This is a genomic window from Hydrogenophaga sp. (assembly GCF_011772445.1).
Taxonomy (GTDB): Bacteria; Pseudomonadota; Gammaproteobacteria; order Burkholderiales; family Burkholderiaceae_C; genus Hydrogenophaga.
In genome coordinates, this window is the sequence record NZ_WVZN01000045.1 from 57922 (window position 1) to 77774 (window position 19853).

15 protein-coding genes are annotated in these 19853 nt (G+C 67.4%); 11 read left to right on the plus strand and 4 right to left on the minus strand.

Features of this window, described 5'->3' with window-relative positions; genetic code table 11:
* Positions 1–43: 43 nt before the first annotated feature.
* Genes GTO19_RS18445 through GTO19_RS18455 form a run of 3 tightly spaced genes read left to right on the plus strand, consistent with a single transcriptional unit; the run spans position 44 to position 4762 of the window.
* Positions 44–1816 (plus strand): N-acetylglutaminylglutamine amidotransferase, encoded by a 1773-nt coding sequence (locus tag GTO19_RS18445; protein ID WP_291023419.1) that lies wholly within the window; start codon positions 44–46, stop codon positions 1814–1816.
* 22 nt (positions 1817–1838) lie between these two features.
* The gene (gene ngg, locus GTO19_RS18450) at positions 1839–3569 is read left to right on the plus strand and encodes an N-acetylglutaminylglutamine synthetase (RefSeq protein ID WP_291023421.1); all 1731 of its coding nucleotides are present in this window, start codon (positions 1839–1841) and stop codon (positions 3567–3569) included.
* A complete protein-coding gene (locus tag GTO19_RS18455) occupies positions 3566–4762 on the plus strand; it encodes an osmoprotectant NAGGN system M42 family peptidase (protein WP_291023424.1) in 1197 nt (398 codons plus the stop codon). Before ngg ends, GTO19_RS18455 begins: the two co-directional genes overlap by 4 nt.
* Here GTO19_RS18455 and GTO19_RS18460 read toward each other — a convergent pair whose 3' ends face one another.
* Complete coding sequence (locus GTO19_RS18460; RefSeq protein ID WP_291023426.1) at positions 4763–5944, minus strand: nitrate/nitrite transporter; 1182 nt, start codon at positions 5942–5944, stop codon at positions 4763–4765.
* 195 nt (positions 5945–6139) lie between these two features.
* On the opposite strand from GTO19_RS18460, the gene GTO19_RS18465 reads away from it, so the two are divergent.
* From GTO19_RS18465 to GTO19_RS18480, 4 genes are all read left to right on the plus strand, one after another.
* Complete coding sequence (locus GTO19_RS18465) at positions 6140–6724, plus strand: hypothetical protein (protein ID WP_291023429.1); 585 nt, start codon at positions 6140–6142, stop codon at positions 6722–6724.
* A gap of 39 nt (positions 6725–6763) precedes the next feature.
* The gene (locus tag GTO19_RS18470) at positions 6764–7231 is read left to right on the plus strand and encodes a hypothetical protein (RefSeq protein ID WP_291023432.1); all 468 of its coding nucleotides are present in this window, start codon (positions 6764–6766) and stop codon (positions 7229–7231) included.
* A 204-nt stretch (positions 7232–7435) separates the two neighbouring features.
* Positions 7436–7837, plus strand: a complete 402-nt coding sequence (locus tag GTO19_RS18475) for a hypothetical protein (protein ID WP_291023434.1) — start codon at positions 7436–7438, stop codon at positions 7835–7837.
* Positions 7838–7894: 57 nt separating this feature from the next.
* A complete protein-coding gene (locus tag GTO19_RS18480; RefSeq protein WP_291025879.1) occupies positions 7895–12319 on the plus strand; it encodes a calcium-binding protein in 4425 nt (1474 codons plus the stop codon).
* Positions 12320–12322: 3 nt separating this feature from the next.
* On the opposite strand, the gene tgt is transcribed toward GTO19_RS18480, so the two are convergent.
* Together tgt and GTO19_RS18490 are read right to left on the minus strand one after the other, a co-directional pair.
* Positions 12323–13495, minus strand: a complete 1173-nt coding sequence (tgt, locus tag GTO19_RS18485) for a tRNA guanosine(34) transglycosylase Tgt (protein WP_291023438.1) — start codon at positions 13493–13495, stop codon at positions 12323–12325.
* A 30-nt stretch (positions 13496–13525) separates the two neighbouring features.
* Positions 13526–14443, minus strand: coding sequence for a LysR family transcriptional regulator (locus tag GTO19_RS18490; protein ID WP_291023440.1), 918 nt, complete (start codon positions 14441–14443; stop codon positions 13526–13528).
* A gap of 105 nt (positions 14444–14548) precedes the next feature.
* On the opposite strand from GTO19_RS18490, the gene GTO19_RS18495 reads away from it, so the two are divergent.
* From GTO19_RS18495 to GTO19_RS18505, 3 genes are read left to right on the plus strand one after another with little or no spacing between them, the layout of a single operon-like run.
* Positions 14549–15844, plus strand: a complete 1296-nt coding sequence (locus GTO19_RS18495) for an aromatic ring-hydroxylating dioxygenase subunit alpha (protein ID WP_291023442.1) — start codon at positions 14549–14551, stop codon at positions 15842–15844.
* Positions 15841–16335 (plus strand): aromatic-ring-hydroxylating dioxygenase subunit beta, encoded by a 495-nt coding sequence (locus GTO19_RS18500; RefSeq protein ID WP_291023444.1) that lies wholly within the window; start codon positions 15841–15843, stop codon positions 16333–16335. Before GTO19_RS18495 ends, GTO19_RS18500 begins: the two co-directional genes overlap by 4 nt.
* Entirely contained in the window at positions 16332–16649 is a 318-nt protein-coding gene (locus GTO19_RS18505; protein ID WP_291023446.1) for a non-heme iron oxygenase ferredoxin subunit, read from the plus strand. The genes GTO19_RS18500 and GTO19_RS18505 overlap by 4 nt, the downstream gene beginning before the upstream one ends.
* On the opposite strand, the gene queA is transcribed toward GTO19_RS18505, so the two are convergent.
* On the minus strand, positions 16636–17679 hold the full coding sequence (queA, locus tag GTO19_RS18510) for a tRNA preQ1(34) S-adenosylmethionine ribosyltransferase-isomerase QueA (RefSeq protein WP_291023449.1): 1044 nt from the start codon (positions 17677–17679) through the stop codon (positions 16636–16638). The two genes, GTO19_RS18505 and queA, sit on opposite strands and share 14 nt — an antisense overlap.
* Before the next feature lie 72 nt (positions 17680–17751).
* Here queA and recG point away from each other — a divergent pair, with 72 nt between their 5' ends.
* Positions 17752–19842, plus strand: a complete 2091-nt coding sequence (gene recG / locus GTO19_RS18515) for an ATP-dependent DNA helicase RecG (protein ID WP_291023451.1) — start codon at positions 17752–17754, stop codon at positions 19840–19842.
* Positions 19843–19853 lie beyond the last annotated feature (11 nt).

The following is a 19853-nucleotide window of genomic DNA, read 5'->3' on the forward strand; positions in this document are numbered from 1 at the left end:
CCTTGGCGCCGATCGGCCATCCGAACAGGAGGGCAGCACCGCCATGTGTGGACTAGCAGGAGAAATTCGTTTTGACGGCCGCGCCGTCGACCCCGGCGTGATCGCGCGCATGAACGAGCGGCAGAGCGCCCGTGGCCCCGATGGCCAGGGCCTGCTGCTGTTCGACCGGATGGGCGTGGGCCACCGCCGCCTGAAGATCATGGACCTGTCGGACGCCGCGCAGCAGCCCATGGTGGACCCGATGCTGGGCCTGGGCGTGGTCTTCAACGGCGCCATCTACAACCACCACGAGTTGCGCGAGGACCTCGTCGCGCGCGGCTACAAGTTCCACTCCAGCGGCGACACCGAGGTGCTCATCAAGGCGTACCACGCCTGGGGGCCCAACTTCGTGCGGCGCCTGCAGGGCATGTTCGCCTTCGCGATCTGGGAGCGCGACAGCGGCAAGGTGCTGCTGGGTCGCGACCGCCTGGGCATCAAGCCGCTGTACCTGGCGCCGGTGCCGGGTGGGCTGCGCTTCGCCTCCACCTTGCCGGCGCTGCTGGCGTCGGGCGATCTGGACAGCGGCATCGACGCCATCGGCCTGCACCACTACCTGTCGCTGCACGCCATCGTGCCGCCGCCGCACACGCTGCTGCGTGGCGTGCGCAAGCTGGCACCCGGCACGCTGCTGCACGTGGAACCGGACGGGCAGCAACGCGAGGAGCGCTACTGGTCGCTGTCGTTCGATCGCGACGACACCGACGAGCAGCGCTCCTTCGAGGACTGGCAGGAGCTGCTGCTCGACGGCCTGCGCCTGGCGGTCAAGCGCCGCCTGGTGGCCGACGTGCCGGTCGGCGCGCTGCTCTCGGGCGGCGTCGACTCCAGCCTGATCGTGGGCCTGATGGCCGAGCAGGGCGTGAGCGACCTGCGCACCTACAACGTGGGCTTCGAGGACGTCGGCGGCGAGGTCGGCAACGAGTTCCAGTACGCCGACCTCGTGGCGCGCCACTTCGGCACCGCGCACGAGCGCCTGTTCGTGCCCGAGGCCGAGTTGCTGGAGCGCCTGCCGGCGGCCATCGAGGCCATGAGCGAGCCCATGGTCAGCCACGACTGCATCGGCTTCTACCTGCTCAGCGAGGCCGTGGCGCGCCACAGCAAGGTGGTGCAGAGCGGACAGGGCGCCGACGAGGTGTTCGGTGGCTACCACTGGTACCCCAAGCTGGCCGGCAGCCAGCGCGTGGTGGACGACTACGCCGCCGCCTTCCTCGACCGCGACCAGACCGAGATGCGCGCCGTGCTGCAGGACACCTGGCTGGGCGAGGACCACACGCGCGCCTTCATCAGCGAACACCTGCACGCCCCGGGCGCCCGCGACCCGGTGGACCAGGCCCTGCGCCTGGACACCACCGTGATGCTGGTGGACGACCCGGTGAAGCGCGTGGACAACATGACCATGGCCTTCGGCCTGGAGGCGCGCGTGCCCTTCCTGGACCACGAACTCGTCGAACTCGCCGCGCGCATCCCGTCGCGCCACAAGCTCGCCGATGGGGGCAAGGGCGTGCTCAAGGCCGTCGCGCGGCGCATCGTGCCGCGCGAGGTGATCGACCGGCCCAAGGGCTACTTCCCCGTGCCCGCGCTCAAGCACCTGCAGGGCCGCGTGCTGGAGATGGTGCAGGACGCGCTGCACAGCCGCGCCGCGCGCGAGCGCGGCCTCTTTCGCGAGGGCTACGTGAAGGCCCTGCTGGCCGCGCCGGGCGAGCACATCACGCCGCTGCGCGGCTCCAAGCTCTGGCAGCTGGGCCTGCTGGAGCTGTGGCTGCAGACCCACCTGCGTTGACATCAGAGAGGAGACACCCGAGATGAGCACCGTTCGCCAGCACGCTCCCCGCGCCCTGCGCCTGGAGCGCTCCGCCATCCCGCACCAGGCCACCGAACAGCGCAACGCCATCGTGCACTGCGGCTGGGGCCGCCTCATCGGTGGCCACACCTTCGACGACCCGGCCGCCATCGCCCAGGCCCTGCTGCAGGAAACGGCGGGCGAGCGCGACATCGCGTTCTACCTGGACAAGCCGCACGTGGTGGTCTCCCACGCGCCGCAGCAGCTCTTCGTCGATCCGTCCGAAACCTTCCGGCTCGCGCTCAACGCCTACGCGCCGCAACGCGCGCGCCGCCAGGGTTTCACCATCCGGCGCCTGCGCTCGCGCGCCGACGTCGCCGCCATCAACGCCATCTACCGCGCGCGGCGCATGGTCCCGGTGGACCCGGCACGCGTGTGGGGCGACCGTGGCGACCGCACCAGCGTCTATGTGCTGGCCGAAGACCGCCAGAGCGGTGAGGTGCTGGGCGTGGCCATGGGCCTGGACCACGCCGGCGCCTTCGGCGACGGCAACGGCGGCAGCAGCCTTTGGGCCCTGGCCGTGGCGCCGCAGGCCAGCCACCCAGGCATCGGCGAAGCGCTCACGCGTTACCTGGCCGAGCTGTTCATCGCGCGCGGCCGGGCCTTCATGGACCTGTCGGTGCTGCACGACAACACGCAGGCCATCGCGCTCTACAAGAAGCTGGGTTTCCAGAACATCCCAGTGTTCGCGGTGAAGCGGCGCAACGCCATCAACGAGCCCCTGTTCACCGAAGGCGCCGACCGCGACGGCCTCAACCCCTACGCCCGCATCATCGTGGACGAGGCGCAGCGGCGCGGCATCCGCGTCGAGGTGATCGACGCCGAGCACGGCTACTTCCGCCTCACGCACGGCGGGCGCGGGGTGACCTGCCGCGAATCGCTCAGCGAGCTCACCAGCGCCGTGGCCATGAGCCGCTGCGCCGACAAGCGCGTGACCGCCCGCCTGCTGCAACGCGCGGGCCTGGCCGTGCCCGCGCAGGTCACGGCGGGCGAACGCGAGGCCAACGAGGCCTTTCTTCGCCAGCACGGGGCCATCGTCGTCAAGCCGGTGGACAGCGAGCAAGGCAAGGGCATCGCGGTGAACCTCACCGCGATCGACGAGGTGGAGACCGCGATCGAACACGCGGCGCAGTTCGGCGGCGGCGTGTTGCTCGAGCAATTCTGCGAAGGGCAGGACCTGCGCATCGTCGTCATCAACCACCAGGTGGTGGCCGCCGCAGTTCGCCAGCCCGCCACCGTGGTGGGCGACGGCCAGTCCACCATCGCGGAACTCATCGACAAACAGAGCCGCCGCCGCGCCGCGGCCACGGGCGGCGAATCGCGCATCCCGGTGGATGGCGAGACGAAGCGCTGCCTGGCCGGCCAGGGCCGCAAGCTGAGCGACGTGCTGCCCTTCGGCGAATCGCTGCCGGTGCGGCGCACCGCCAACCTGCACACCGGCGGCACCATCCACGACGTGACCGATCGCCTGCACCCCGCGCTCAAAGCCGCGGCGGAACAGGCCAGCCGCGTGCTGGACATTCCGGTCACCGGGCTGGACTTCCTCGTGCCCTCGGTGGAGGGACCCGACTACGTGATCATCGAAGCCAACGAGCGGCCGGGCCTGGCCAACCACGAGCCCCAGCCCACCGCGCAGCGCTTCGTCGATCTGCTGTTCCCAGGTACCGCACAAACGGAGGTCGCTGCCCTATGAAAGACGACGCACCCGCCCCCCTGCCGCCACTCGACGAGGCCTACCTCGAAGAGACCTTGCTGCAACTGCTCGCCATCCCGAGCCCCGTGGGCCTGACCGATGCCGTGGTGCGCTACGTCGCGGGCCGGCTCGACGGCCTCGGCATTCCCTACGAGATCACGCGACGCGGCGCCATCCGCGCCACGCTCAGGGGACGCGAGCGGCACCCCGCGCGCGCCATCGTGGCCCACCTGGACACGCTGGGTGCCATGGTGCGCGAGCTCAAACCCAACGGCCGCGTGGGCGTCGTGCCCATCGGCACCTGGTCCTCGCGCTTCGCGGAGGGCGGACGGCTGACGCTGTTCACCGACACGCAGCAGATCCGTGGCACCTGCCTGCCGCTGATGACCTCGGGCCACGCCTTCGGCGACGCCATCAACACCCAGCCCAACACCTGGGACAACGTCGAGGTGCGGCTGGACCTGCCGCTGTTCAACGAGGTCGATCTGGCCGACGCGGGCGTCCACGTGGGCGACTGGATCGCCTTCGACCCCCAGCCCGAGGTGCAGCCGGGCGGCTACATCAACGCGCGCTACCTCGACGACAAAGCGGCGGTGGCGGTGCTGCTCACCGCCTGCAAGGCGCTCAAGGACAGCGGCCGCACGCCACCGGTGGACGTGCACCCGCTGTTCACCATCACCGAGGAGGTGGGTTCGGGTGCCTCCGCCGCGTTGCACGGCGACATCGCTGAAATGGTGAGCCTGGACATCGCCATCGCCGCACCGGGCCAGACGACGGACGAGCGCGCCGTCACCATCTGCCTGCAGGACCTGTCGGGGCCCTTCGACTACCACCTCTCGCACAAGCTCATCAAGCTGGCGCAGGCGCATGGCATCGCGCACCGGCGCGACGTCTTCAAGTTCTACCGCAGCGACTCGGCCGCCGCGGTGGAGGCGGGCAACGACATCCGCACCGCGCTCATCGGCTTCGGGGCAGACGCCTCGCATGCGCAGGAGCGCACGCACGTCGATTCGCTGCGCGCGCTGGGGCAGTTGTCGGTGGCCTATCTGTTGTCCGACCCGGTGGCGCGGCGCGACCGCCAGAGCATGGGCTCCATCGAAGGCTTCACCGAACAGCTCAAGCCCGAGGAGATGCAGGTCAACACCACGCCGCTGCCAGACCCGCAGGAATTTCTGGAAGCCAAGGACGGCTGATCAGGCGCGGGCGCGTTCCTCGGCCAGCAGCGGGCGCAGCGCCCACAGCCCCAGCGCGGGGCCGATGGCCAGCCAGGGCAGCAGCGCGCCCAGCGGCACCGACTCGGCCAGCCACACGAACAGCAGGATGCTGGCGATGCTGATGCCGAAACCGATGCTGTTGGTGAGCGTGAGCACGCTGCCCACCGCCTGCGGCGGCGCGTTGCGCGCGGTCAGCGTGCTGAACTGCGGCGAATCGCCCGACACGGTGATGCCCCAGAGCAACAGCCAGGCATAGAAGGCCGCGTCGGATCCGTTCAAGAGCAGTGGCGCGGCCAGGCAGCAGGCACCGCTGACCGCGAGCTGCGTGCCCGCCACGCGCGCGCTGCCCCAGCGCTGCGCCACCCAGCCACCCCCGGCGCAGCCGATGGCGCCTGCGCCCAGCACCCAGAAGGCGGCCCACGACAGCTCGGTGCCCGACAGCCGCGTGGCCAGGATCAGCGGCACCATCACCCACATGGTGTAGAGCTCCCACATGTGGCCGAAGTAGCCCAGCACCGAGGAGCGCACGCGCGCGTCCGTCCACACCGTGCCGAGCGCGCGCCACTGCAACTGGCTCACGCGCGCCGCTGCACCGGGTGGGTCGCCGATGCCCAGGTACAGCAGCACACCGCCGAACGCCGCCAGCGCGGCCACGCCCAGCATCAGTGTGGGCCAGGGCAGGGCGTCGCCGAGGGCGCGCAGCGCGTGCGCGCTGGCCGAGCCCACCACCAGCGCGGCGATCAACAGACCCAACGCACCCCCGAGGCCCTTGCTGTACCACTGCGCGGCGATCTTCATGCCCACGGGGTAGATGCCGGCCAGGAAGAATCCGGTGGCGAAGCGCCACAGCAGCAAAGCGGTGTACTCGCGCACCGTCCACCAGGCGCCCACGGTGCAGGCCGCGCCCGCCAACGCGCAGACCAGGAACACCAGGCGGGGCGGGAAGCGGTCGGCGATGGCCAGCAGCGCGAACACCAGCGTGCCCGCGATGAAGCCGAACTGCAGCGCCGAGGTGAGCGTGCCCACGGCGCTGGTCGCCCAGCCGAGTTCGCGCTGCAGGTCGGGCATGACCGCGTTCACCGCGAACCAGAGCGAGGTGCCGGCGAACTGGGCGAAGACGAGGACGGGGAGGACGTGGCGGGGGATGGGGGCTGCGGTCATGGGAGCGGAGGCGATGGCGTGCGGCCGGAATCATGACCGGCCCTGAGCGGGCAGGGCGTCGCCTGGGCGCATGCGCTGCCTCAGGGATGTGGTGAATTTAGTACTTTGGCGGTATTCCTAGGCATGTTGGCCGATGCGACAAACAGGGCTCATTTTCAGCAGGTTTTCTGCACCGATGTCTTTCTTGGAATTCACATGACGCTCTTTCGATTGCTTTCTTTGGCAATTCTGATCAGTCCCATGGTAGATGCGATGTCTGATGAGTTGCAACCGAATTTTCAAATGTCATCAATCGGCGAGGTGCGCACTGCGCCGGATGATGGCATTAGTGGGCGGTATCAGTTGAGTTCTGAGCAAGCCGGCGACAGTTCCGAGATGACGCTGGAGTGCGCTGATGAGAATGCGTGCACCTTGAGCACAACGCTTCACAGCCAAGGGCATTTGAGCGTTGATGTTCGTCGATTGCACATGTCGCTGGTCCAGGATTTGGGAACGGCCAAGCAAGCGCTTCAATACGTTCTCGCCTGGAAAGATCGGACGCTGCGCAGCGCACACAACGCTGCCAAGATGATATTGTTGTTACCAATGCTCAATTCCAATCCCAAAATATCTCGATGTTGGGATGCCAACTACCACGGACCCGGTTTTTTGCTGGTTTGCAAAATCCGAAATTCGGCGGACAACTACGAGGGTGTCTATCTGTTTGGAACGTTGTTGATCAATTCTTGTGGAGAGGCGTTTTGTCGGTATGTCATTGAACCAATGCGGTCCGTGAAATGATTTGTGAGCGAAGCTGAAAGCACATAGATGAGGGTTTGAATGAATATCTTGTGTCGTTTTGTATGGACCATGCTGCTCGCGCTTTGTGGGTGCGGCGTCACGGTTCCAAAAGTCGAGCACGGATTTGAATTTGACATGGGGCGAAATAGTCCGGATTTTGAGATTTTGCAGTTTCGCTACGGAGATGGGCGTCAGGAGGGCACTTCAAGCGAGGTTGGCTGGAAAAAATTTGGAAAAAGCCCTCAATCTGTTCAGGTGTTGAATCTGATGCCGGTAGGCGGCCAGCTGTCTGTCAAATGGAAGAGTCGGCGGTCTGGAAAAGTATTTGAGCGAGAAATCGATTTGACGTTGCTGTTGCCCCCGGACATGAAGGGAAGGCGGATCCGAATGGATGTGCGAGAAGGTGAGCTGTTGATCTATTTGAAATCACCATCAAAGGCGTCCAAGGCGTTGCCAGGTGCGCTGGTTGAGCCAATTTTCGATAAAGCACTGCTATTTCGAGGGTGAGCAATGAACGGGTGTGCGCAGGTCTGGTGGGTGGTGGAATTGCGCGTAAAGGCGCGCTGGGTGGCCAACGACGGTGCACGAAGAGCCTCAGTGAACGCCAGTTCCATCCTCGCGCAACGGCCGCACTGGCTTCGATGGGGGTGCCTAACTTTACTACTGGGCCTAGCCGCTGCGCTGGGCGCTTGCGCCTCGGGGCCGAAGCTGGTGAACCACGCATTCGGATTCAACGTCGAGCAAGACAGCCCGGGACATGAAGTGCTGGCCTATCGCTATGGCTCGGGCGCGATGCACACGACGTCCAGTGATACCTCGATTCGGCAATTTGGTCGAAGCCGGCAAGGCACCAATGTCAATGGCCCAATGCCCTTGGGCGATAGCTTGTACGTGAAGTGGCGCCAAGAGCCTAGCGGACAGGTTTATGAAGATACGGTCGACCTGCGTTCCTTGTTGCCTCGTGACATGGCTCGTCAGCGCATTCACTTTGTGGTCAATGGCTCGCAGTTATATGTCTATCTGATTGACCCAGTTCCGCGCCCCCCTGATTGGCCAGCAGTAGGACCGCGGAAGTTTCAGCACGAAAAAACTCGTCAGATTTATCCCCGTTGATCCCGCAGTTCCAAACTTTCAAGGAGTTTCAACTTGCCTGCTAGCACATCTGCACCATTGACGGGCGCCGAAATTGAAGCCGCTCAGCAAAAGGCTGATGCCATCTCCAAAGTCGGTACCCGGAGCCTTCAGGACGGGCAATTCGTGTTCTTTGCTGCCTTCGACGGCACAAACAACTTCAAGAACGATCCCTCATATTCCAAGGACCGGCAATCAACAAGCGTGGGGCAACTGTTTGATCAATACGGAACGACACGTCCGGGTGGCTACTACCCCGGCCCAGGTACCCCCGGAACACTCCCCGGCTCGTCTTTCAATCCCCAACAAGTCACAGAGCAAATTCGCCTCACTGTAGAGACGGCATACGCCGACTTCGAACGCGAAGCCCGTGCTTGGCTCGCCGCCGACCCCACCCGCTCCCCCGACGACATCCGCGCTATGACCATGGGCTTCAGCCGCGGCGGCGCCGCCGCCGTCGTCTTCACGCAGGAACTCGCGGCGCGCGGGCTTACCGCCGCCGACGGCAGAGTGCTGATCCCTCCGCTGGATCCGGTCACCGGTGGCGGTGGCGTAAAAGTGGCTGGTCTGCTGGGCATCGACAACGTCTCCACTGGCTACATGGGCAGCCTGGCCATCGGCGCCAATGTCGATCCCGACAACATCGTCATGCTGCGTGCGGGGAACGAATACCGCATCCTGTTCCGGGCAGACGACTACAGCAACGACCCGCGCGTCCAGATTTTCTGGCTCGTGGGCAACCACGGCGACTTGGTCGGCGTCTACGACAACGGCCTGGGTGCCCTGTCCCTGGAGGCGCAGACCAAGCTTCTGCAACGCATGGGCCTGCCGCTGGCCGACGTGCCGCCGGAGCGTCGGTTCGACGACACCGCACCAGTGGTGATCCACAACGAAGCCGTGGACAGCTTCGGCAACCGGATCTGGGACGAATCCAGCCACTCGGCCCCTCGACTGACCAACCCCGTCGAAGGCCCCGCGTTGAGCGACGCGTTCTACGGCGCCTCCGTGAAGAGCATCACCCGCACCGACAACCACGATGGAACGATCACCAGGACCATCGTCCTGGACACGGGTGATCTCTACAAGCAACTGGTGGACGCGGCCAACCGCCCGTTCCTCACGGCCCAGCCCGGCGACAACCTGGTCGGCGGCAGCAACGGCATCTACGCGGTCTTCAACGCCAATGGCGAAGAGCGATCCACCTACGACGTTCATACGCAGGACTACACCCAGTACGCCGAAAGCGGCGTCGCCATCACCGGTAACCGCGCCACGGGCGAGTACGAGATGCGCGTGCCCAAGGGCGACGGCGGTGAACTGATCTACAGCCGCTGGGCGCAGCCGGACGGAGACGGTGCTTACGTGGTGCGCCAGGCCGAAGTCGATGCGAACGGCCGCGTTGTGCACGAGTACCTGGGCCAGCAGGCTTCGCTGTCGGCCGACCTGCAGACGGTGTCGGTCACGCAGGTGAGCGATGGCGGTCGACGTTCAGAGATCTACAGCGGCGATGCGCTGGTGGGCCAGGCCTTGGTCCAGGAGCCAGGCGCCCGGGCCACCTTGGACGACATGGCCATATGGGTGACGAGCCTGCGCGATCTGATGGGCTCGCACGACGGTGAGTTGGCGCTGGCCACCGAGTGGCGGGCCCTGAGCGGCAGTGCCGCCGAGGGCGAGGACTGGGGCGGCCAGGTGCTGCTGGCGGCCAGCGACAGCGCGCTCGGTGACTACTGGCGCTTCAACCAGAACAGTCAGGCGCAGGGTGTGTCGTTGAGCCTGGACGACGCGGGTGTGCAGGGACTGGGCCTGCTGGATGCCTATGAGTGGTCGGATGGTTCGGTGGTGGTGGACGCGAGCGGGTCCGGCGCGCACGACCCCATCTGGTACCAGGGGCCCGGCACCGGCTACGTGGACTGGGGCTATATGCCGGGCAGCATCGACTACGGCCCTGGTCTGCCGAGCGACCTGTACGGCGGCGGATACGACTTCGGCTATTCCGACATCGGCTGGGGCTCCGGCGACTACGACCCTTTCATCAACGACCCGTACGGCTACAACTTCGGGGACTGGGCGATCGATCACTACCCCGGTCCTTCGTCTGGTGGACACTGGGGCCTGTGGTGGCCGGTGGGCCTGGACCTCGACGGCGACGGCATCGAGCTGGTGGACCAGCAGCACAGCCAGGCCTGGTTCGACGTGGCGGGCGATGGCCTGCGCCGCAACGTCGGATGGATCGCGCCGGACGATGGCTTTCTCGCCGTCGACGCCAACCACGACGGCCGTATCGACGGGGCGCGCGAACTGTCCTTCGCGCTCTGGACGGACGAGGCCGATGACACCGACATGGAAGCCCTGGCCTCGGTGTTCGACAGCAACGCGGACGGCCGTCTTGATGCGCAGGACGCGCGCTTCGCCGAGTTCCGTGTCTGGCAGGACGCGAATGGCAATGGTGTCAGCGACGACGGGGAGTTGAAGACGCTGGCCCAAGCCGGCATCAACAGCGTGAGCCTCACGACGGCCCGCACCGATTGGCGTGGCGGTGGCAACCGCATCTCGGGCTTCACCACGTTCGAGCGCGCCGACGGCACGCGTGGCTGGGTCGCCGACATCGGCCTGGGCTACGACACGCAGGGGTGGTCAGCGGGCGTGGAAGCCGGCCTGGTGCGCATGACCGAAAGCGGGGGACTGGTGTATGGCCTGGCACGCGGCAGCGCCTTGAGCCTTGACCTGGGTGTGGCCGGACTGGATGGCGTGGTCGGCAGCGCCTTGGCCGATACGCTCAACGCGGGCCAGCGCAAGGCCGTGCTGCTGGAAGGTGGCGCGGGCAACGATCGCCTGGTGGGTAGCGGTGGAGACGATTGGTTGTCGGGCGGGGCGGGCGCCGACACCTTGACCGGCGGCGATGGGGACGACACCTTGCTGATCGACGCGCAGGACACCCAGTCCGGGTTGTTGATCGGTGGACAGGTGAACATCAGCGGTGGCGCGGGCTTCGACATTGCCGTGGTCACTGGCACGCAAGGTGTGACCCTCAACCTTGCGCAGGCGCAACTGGAGGCGGCCATCGGTGGCAGTGGGAACGACCAGTTGTCCACGCTGGGCAGTGGACGCGTGTTGTTGGCTGGTGGCGCAGGCAACGACGTGCTCAGTGGTGGCTTGGCAGGCGACATCCTGATGGGTGGCGCTGGCTCCGATGTGTTGAACGGCTCGGGTGGCGACGACATCTATGTGTTCCAACGCGGCGATGGAGTGGAAGAAATCCGCGATCAGGCGACCGTTTCCGTGGCCAAGCCCAAGCCGGTATTGGCTGGCCCGGTGGTGGGCAACGCGCAGTACCAGCGTTACCTCGATCAAGGCATCGCGTTCCTGGCCAGCAAGGGCGAGCCCGTCGGAAGCGCAATGTATGGTCAGATCCTGACCCAGTTCGTGGGAGACGCCCGTGCCTGGCGTTACGACACGGTCTACGAGCAGGTGGCCCTCAACGCCGGAGCGGATGTGCTTCGGTTTGGGGCCGGCATCCACTTCGAGGACCTGGTGATTCGTCACGGTGACACCTCGAAGGACCGGGTCATCGACATTCGCCAGAACGGCATCGTGACAGCGGATCGGGTGATTCTCAGGAACTGGACCGACGCCAATCAGCGTGTGGAGCGCATGGAATTTGCCGACGGCAGCAGCGTTTCCATCGACTCAGTCGCTTCGCCGCCCGGCGACAACGTGGACCGGCAGAGTCCATATTTCTGGTTCGGTGGTACGAACAACAACGTGATGCTCGCCGGGGCAGGGCCCGACCACATGGAAGGAGGGCATGGGGACGACATCTATCTGGTGGCTGACGCGACCGATGTGATTGTCGAGTTGCCTGGTGCCGGCAACGATACGGTGCGTGCCAGCGTGAGCCACCAGCTTGTGGCGAATGTCGAGAATCTGGTGCTGGTGGGTGCCAACGCCATCGATGGCAGCGGCAATGCGCTGGCCAACGTGCTGAGGGGCAATGCCGGCGACAACGTACTGAAAGGCGCCGGCGGCAACGACACCATCCGGGGAGGCCAGGGGCGCGACGTGCTGCAAGGCGGAGCGGGCGACGATCGCTACCAGTTCGCTCGCGGCGACGGTGTGGATCACATCGACCAATCCGACGCGCTGGAAGCAGACTGGGACACGGTGGAGTTCGCGCCGGGCATCGCCTGCGATCAGCTGTGGTTCCGCCAGACCGGGTTGAACCTGGAGGTCAGCGTGATGAACACCAGCGACCGCCTCGTCCTGGACGACTGGTTCGATCCAGCCTCATCGCGTGTGGGCGCCTTCGAAGTGGGCGAGGGACAAAGCCTGTTCGACCAGCAGGTGGACGCACTGGTGCAGGCCATGGCCGCGTTCAATCCCCCTGCGCCAGGTCAAACGAACTGGACAACGGACCAACAGGCCGCTTTCGCGCCCGTGCTGGCGGCCAGTCCGCTGATGTTCTGAGGATCAAACCCCGCGCGCGCGCTCCGCGTGGAAGCGCTGCCTGAACTCCCCGTATGTCCCCGCGTCCAGCGCATCCCGAACCTCCTGCATGAGGTTCAGGTAGTAGTGAAGGTTGTGAATGCTGGTGAGCATGGGGCTGAGCATCTCGCCGCAACGGTCCAGGTGGTGCAGGTAGGCGCGGCTGAAGCCTTCGCGGCCACCGTCGGCCCAGCTCAGGCCGCTCTGGCCCGCGCAGGCGTAGCAGGTGCAGGTTTCGTCCAGCGGGCGGTGGTCGGTCTTGTGCCTGGCGTTGCGGATCTTCAGGTCCCCGAAGCGCGTGAACAGCGTGCCGTTGCGCGCGTTGCGCGTGGGCATGACGCAGTCGAACATGTCCACGCCGCAGGCCACGCCTTCCACCAGGTCCTCGGGCGTGCCCACGCCCATCAGGTAGCGCGGCTTGTGCGCCGGCAGGCGGTGCGGGGTGTGCGCCATGATGCGGCGCATCTCGTCCTTGGGCTCGCCCACGCTCACGCCGCCGATGGCGTAGCCGGGAAAGTCCATGGCCACCAGTGCGTCCAGCGATTCCTGGCGCAGGTGCTCGAACATGCCGCCCTGCACGATGCCGAACAGGGCGTTGGGGTTCTCCAGGCGTTCGAACTCGGCCCTGGAGCGCTGCGCCCAGCGCAGGCTCATCTCCATGCTCTTGCGCGCCTCGGCCTCGGTGGTGATGTGGCCCTTGGTCTCGTACGGCGTGCACTCGTCGAGCTGCATCACGATGTCGCTGTTGAGCCCGGTCTGGATCTGCATGCTCACCTCGGGCGACATGAAGAGCTTGTCGCCGTTGACGGGGCTGGCGAAGTGCACGCCCTGTTCGGTGATCTTGCGCATCTCGCCCAGCGACCAGACCTGGAAGCCGCCCGAGTCGGTGAGGATGGGCTTGTTCCAGCGCTCGAAGGCGTGCAGGCCGCCGAAGCTCTTCATCACGTCCTGGCCCGGGCGCATCCACAGGTGGAAGGTGTTGCCCAGGATGATCTGCGCGCCCATGGCCTCCAGGCTGGCAGGCGTGACGCCCTTGACCGTGCCGTAGGTGCCCACGGGCATGAAGATGGGCGTCTGCACCACGCCGTGGTTGAGCGTGAGCGTGGCGCGGCGCGCGTGGCTGGTGGGGTCGGTGGTCAGAACCTCGAACGTCAGCATGGGAAATCTCTTGAAACGGTGGGGTGATCGTCAGGCGGGCAGATCGCCGAACAGGCGCGCCACCAGCCCGCGCAGCCACAGGTGGCCGGGGTCGCGGTGCAGGTGGGCGTGCCAGAGCTGGTGGATGGTGTTGGTGGGCAGGCGCAGTGTCAGTGGGCGCATGACCAGATGGAACGGGCCCAGCGCGCGCTGGGCGAAGCGCTCGGGCACGGTGGCGATGAGGTCGGTGTCGGCCAGCACGTGGCCCAGGGCCACGTAGTGCGGCACCGTGAGGTGCACCTGGCGCGACACGCCCAGGCGCTCCAGCGCGGTGTCGACCTGGCCATGGCTGGTGCCGGCCGCCACCACGCGCACATGCGCGGCCTGGCGGTACTGCGCCGCGCCCAGGGGCTTGCGGCTGGCCGCCAGGGGGTGGCCCGCGCGCATCAGTGCCACGTAGGGCTGGCGAAACAGCGCCTGCTGGAAGAAGCCCGATTGAAGCTGCGGCAGCGAGCCCAGGGCCAGATCGACGTGGCCGCTGGCCATCTCCTCGCGCAAGGCGTCGTGCGCCACGGGCACGCAGCGCAGGGTGACGCCGGGCGCTTCGGCGGCGAGCGCGTCCATCAGCACCGGCAGGAAGTAGATCTCGCCCACATCGGTGAGCGCGAGGGTGAAGCAGCGCTGGCCGCGCGCGGGGTCGAAGGAGGCGCGCACGTTGAGCGCCTCGCGCAGGGTGCCCAGGGCCTGTGCCACGGGTTCGGCCAGTTGCTGGGCGTAGGGCGTGGGCTCCATGCCGTGCGGTTTGCGCAGGAAGAGCTCGTCGCCCAGGCAGGCGCGCAGGCGGCGCAGGGCGTTGCTCACCGCCGGCTGGCTCTGGCCCAGGCTGGCCGCCACGCGCGAGACGTTGCGCTCGCGCAGCAGTTGGTGCAGCACCACCAGCAGGTTCAGGTCGATCTCGGACAGCTCCATCGCGGTCGGTATTCTATTTGTGAATATCTTGTATCACCCGGATTCCGTTGCCGGATGACGCGCCGCGCGCCACCATAGCCCCTCGCCCCACCGAGGAGACAAGACATGGACCTCACGCCCGCCCTTGGCGCGTGCCCCGCTGACGCGCCCGACGCCCTGCGCTGGGAAGCCGGCGACACCAGCCGCATTCCTTTCGCCGTCTACACCGACCCGGCGCGCCACCAGCGCGAGCTGGAGCGCTTCTTCTACCGCGGCCACTGGTGCTACGTGGGCCTGGAGGCCGAGATCCCGAACCCCGGCGACTACCGCCGCTCCGTGGTGGGCGAGCGCTCGGTGATCATGGTGCGCGCCGAGGACGGCGCGGTGCACGTGGTGGAGAACGTGTGCGCCCACCGGGGCATGCGCTTCTGCCGCGAACGCCATGGCAACAAGAAGGAATTCGTCTGCCCCTACCACCAGTGGAGTTACGCCCTGGACGGCAGCCTGCAGGGCGTGCCGCTGCGCCGCGGCGTGCGCCAGGACGGCAAGGTGCAGGGCGGCATGCCGGCGGACTTCGATCCGAAACAGCACCACCTCACGCGGCTGAAGGTGGCGGTGCGCGGCGGCGTGGTGTTCGCGTCCTTCGACCATGAAGTCGAGTCGCTGGAGGACTACATGGGCCCCACCATCCTGCGCTACTTCGACCGCCTGTTCGACGGCCGCAAGCTCAACATCCTGGGCTACAACCGCCAGCGCATCCCGGGCAACTGGAAGCTGATGCAGGAGAACATCAAGGACCCCTACCACCCGGGCCTGCTGCACACCTGGTTCGTCACCTTCGGGCTCTGGCGCGCGGACAACAAGTCGGAACTGCGCATGGACGCGCACCATCGACACGCGGCCATGATCTCCACGCGCGGCAGCGCCGGCCAGGCCACGGGCAATGCCGCGCAGGTGACGCAGGTCGCCAGCTTCAAATCGAGCATGCAACTGGAGGACCCGCGCTTCCTCGACATCGTGCCCGAGCCCTGGTGGGGTGGGCCCACGGCGGTGATGACCACGCTGTTTCCCAGCGTGATCTTCCAGCAGCAGGTCAACAGCGTGTCCACGCGGCACATCCAGCCCGATGGCCATGGCGCTTTCGATTTCGTCTGGACGCACTTCGGCTTCGAGGACGACACGCCCGAGATGACCCAGCGCCGCCTGCGCCAGGCCAACCTGTTCGGCCCGGGGGGCTTCGTCAGCGCCGACGACGGCGAGGTGATCGAGTTCTCGCAGCAGGCCTTCGACAGCAAGCCCGGGCACCGCGCGCTGGCCGAGCTCGGCGGGCGCGAGGTGGGCGAGACCGATCACATGGTCACCGAAACCCTGATCCGCGGCATGTACGCCTATTGGCGCCAGGTGATGGAGGCCCCGCAATGAACCGCGACGCCGCCACGCTCGACCTGGGCCTGTACCACGAGCTGCAGGCCTTGTACGCCGACTACGCCTCGGCCGTGGACAGCGGCCACTGGGACCTGTGGCCCGGCTTCTTCACCGAGGACTGCGTCTACAAGCTGCAGCCGCGCGAAAACCACGAACGCGGCTTTCCGTTGGCCACGCTGTCCTTCGAGAGCCAGGCCATGCTGCGCGACCGCGTCTACGGCATCAAGGAGACCCTGTTCCACGACCCGTACTACCAGCGCCATGTGGTGGGCGCGCCGCTGGTGCGCCGCGTGGACGAACACGGTGCCCTGCACTGCGAGGCCAACTACGCGGTGTTCCGCACCAAGCTCGACGGGCCGAGCACCGTGTTCAACGTGGGCCGCTACCTCGACGTGGTGGTGCGCACGCCGCAGGGCCTGAAGTTCGCGCAGCGCCTGTGCGTGTACGACAGCGAAATGATCCCCAACGCCATCATTTACCCGATATGAGCACCACGCAATGGACCGACGTGGCCGCCGAGGCCGACCTGTTCGAGGGCGCGGGCATCCCCGTGGCGCCCGAAGGGCACGACATCGCGCTGTTCGCGATCGACGGCGAGGTATTCGCCACCGACAACCTGTGCACGCATGGCCACGCCAAGCTGTGCGATGGCTTCCTGGAAGGCCATGAGATCGAATGCCCGTTCCACCAGGGCCGCTTCGACGTGCGCAGCGGCGCGCCGACCTGCGCGCCCGCCACCGAGCCGGTGCGGACCTGGCCGGTGAAGGTGGAGGGCGGGCGGGTCTACCTCAATCTCGGCTGAGCAGCATCGCGTCGCCGTAGCTGAAGAAGCGGTAGCGCTGCTCGATGGCGTGGGCGTAGAGCGCCATCACGCGCTCGTAACCCGCGAAGGCGCTCACCAGCATCATCAGCGTGCTCTTGGGCAGGTGGAAGTTGGTGATGAGCCGATCCACCACCTGGTAGCGGAAGCCGGGCGTGATGAAAATCTGCGTGTCGCCTTCGGTGCGGCCAAAGGCGGCCCAGCTCTCCAGCGTGCGCACGGTGGTGGTGCCCACCGCCACCACGCGCCCGCCGCGCGCACGACAGGCCTCGATGGCGGCGATGGTCGACTCGGGAACGCGGTACCACTCGGCGTGCATGGTGTGCTCGGCGATGTTCTCGGTCTTCACCGGCTGGAAGGTGCCGGCGCCCACGTGCAGCGTGACCTCGGCCGTGTGCACGCCGCGCGCGCGCAGCGTGTCCAGCAAGGCCTCGTCGAAGTGCAGGGCGGCGGTGGGGGCGGCCACGGCGCCGGGGTGTCTGGCGAACACGGTCTGGTAGCGGCGCTCGTCCTCGGCGGTGTCGCCGTGTTCGATATAGGGCGGCAGCGGCACGTGGCCGTGCGCGGCCATGAGGGCGTGCGGCTCGCCGCTGAAGCGGAAGCGGAAAAGCGCGCCGTCGTCCTCGGGCCAGCGGCCCAGCAGTTCGGCGGTGAAGCCGCCGTCCATGTCCATCACCGCGCCCGCCAGGGGCTTCTTGCTCACCTTCATGTGCGCCACCACCTCGTGGCCCGGCAGCACGCGCTCCACCAGCAGTTCCAGCGCGCCGCCCGTGGCCTTGCGGCCGAACAGACGGGCCTTGATGACCTGGGTGTCGTTGAAGACCAGCAGGTCGCCGGGGGCCAGCAGATCGGGCAGGTCGCGGAACACGCGGTCCACGGGTGCGGCGGCGCGGCCGTCGAGCAGGCGCGAGCCGCTGCGTTCGGGCGCGGGGTGCTGGGCAATGAGCTCGGGGGGCAGAGCGAAGTCGAAGTCGCTCAGGGTGAAGGCGCGTTGGCCTGATGAAACTGTCATGTCGCTTGAGGGCCGGACGGACCCGTTCCAAGGAAGAGGAGAAAGGGCGAAAGGGGAAGGCAGAATTGTCCCATGGCCGAACCCGTCGCCACCGCCGCTCCCGCCAAAGCCCTGTCCGCACCCCAGAAGGCCATGCACAAGCTGGGCCTGCGGCGCGACATCGACCTGGCGCTGCACCTGCCGCTGCGCTACGAGGATGAGACCCGCATCGTGGCCCTGCGCGACGCGCGCGACGGCACGGTGGTGCAGATCGAGGGCACGGTGACGCACAGCGAGGTGCAGTTTCGCGGCCGGCGCCAGCTGCTGGTGACGCTGGACGACGGCAGCGACACGTGCACGCTGCGTTTCTTCAGCTTCTACCCCTCGCACCAGAAGACGCTGGCGGTGGGTGCGCGCATCCGCGCGCGCGGCGAACTCAAAGGCGGCTTCGCGGGGTACAGCATGCTGCACCCCTCGTTCAAGGCGGCGGGTGGCGAACTGCCGAACGCGCTCACCCCGATCTACCCCACCAGCGCGCAACTGCCTCAGGCCTACCTGCGCAAGGCCGTGGTGGGGGCGCTGGCGCGCGCCGACCTGCGCGACACCCTGCCGCCCGAGTTGCTGGCCGCGTTGCAGCGCACGGCGCGCGTGAGCCCCACGCTGCGCGAGTGCCTGCAGCAGTTGCACCACCCGGCGCCCAACGTGTCCCTGGCCGCGCTGGAGGACGGCAGCCACCCCGCGTGGCAGCGCCTCAAGGCCGAGGAGCTGCTGGCGCAGCAGCTCTCACAGGCCATGTCCAAGCGCGAGCGCGACGCCCTGCGCGCCCCCGCGCTGCCGCTGCGCCGCGAGGGCCTGCACGAACAACTGCTGGCGGCGCTGCCCTTTGCGCTGACGGCCGCGCAGCGCCGTGTGGGCGAAGAGATCGCGCTGGACCTGGGGCGCCAGGTGCCCATGCACCGCCTGCTGCAGGGCGATGTGGGGTCCGGCAAGACGGTGGTGGCGGCCCTTGCGGCGGCCATCGCCATCGACGCCGGCTGGCAGTGCGCGCTGATGGCACCCACCGAGATCCTGGCCGAGCAGCACTTTCGCAAGCTCATCGGCTGGCTCGAGCCGCTGCTGGAGCCCCTGGGCAAGCGCGTCGCCTGGCTCACTGGCAGCCAGAAGAAAAAACAACGCACGGAGATGCTCGAACTCATCGCCAGCGGCGAGGCCGCGCTGGTGGTGGGGACGCACGCGGTGATCCAGGAGCAGGTGCAATTCCAGCGCCTGGCGCTGGCGCTCATCGACGAGCAGCACCGCTTCGGCGTGGCGCAGCGCCTCGCCCTGCGCGGCAAGACGACGCAGGGGCTGGAGCCGCACCTGCTGATGATGACGGCCACGCCCATTCCGCGCACACTGGCCATGAGCTACTACGCCGATCTCGATGTATCCACCATCGACGAGCTGCCGCCCGGGCGCACGCCCATCGTGACCAAGGTGGTGAGCGACACGCGCCGCGCCGAGGTGGTGGCGCGCATCCGCGGCCAGATCGGCGAGGGGCGGCAGATCTATTGGGTCTGCCCCTTGATCGAGGAGAGCGAGGCGCTGGACCTGAGCAACGCCACCGCCACGCATGCGGAGCTCTCGCAGGCCCTGCCGGGCGTGCTGGTGGGCCTGCTGCATTCGCGCATGTCGCCAGCCGAGAAGAAGGCGGTGATGTCGCTGTTCGAGCAGGGGCAGATGGGCGTGCTGGTGTCCACCACGGTGATCGAGGTCGGCGTGGACGTGCCCAACGCCACGCTCATGGTGATCGAGCACGCCGAGCGCTTCGGCCTGGCGCAGCTGCACCAGCTGCGCGGCCGCGTGGGGCGCGGCGCGGCGGCTTCAGCCTGCGTGCTGATGTACTCGCCGCCGGAAGGCGGGCGTCTGGGGGAGACCGCGCGCGAGCGCCTGCGCGCGATGGTCGAGACCAACGATGGCTTCGAGATTGCGCGGCGCGACCTGGAGATCCGGGGCCCGGGCGAATTCCTGGGCGCCCGCCAGTCGGGCGCACCGCTGCTGCGCTTTGCCGACCTGGCCACCGACGGCCACCTGCTGCACTGGGCGCGCGAGGCCGCGCAGGCCATGCTGGACGACCACCCGCGCGAGGCCGAACAGCACCTGGCGCGCTGGCTGGGCAGCAAGGCCGAGTACCTCAAGGCCTGACAGCGGGCAGC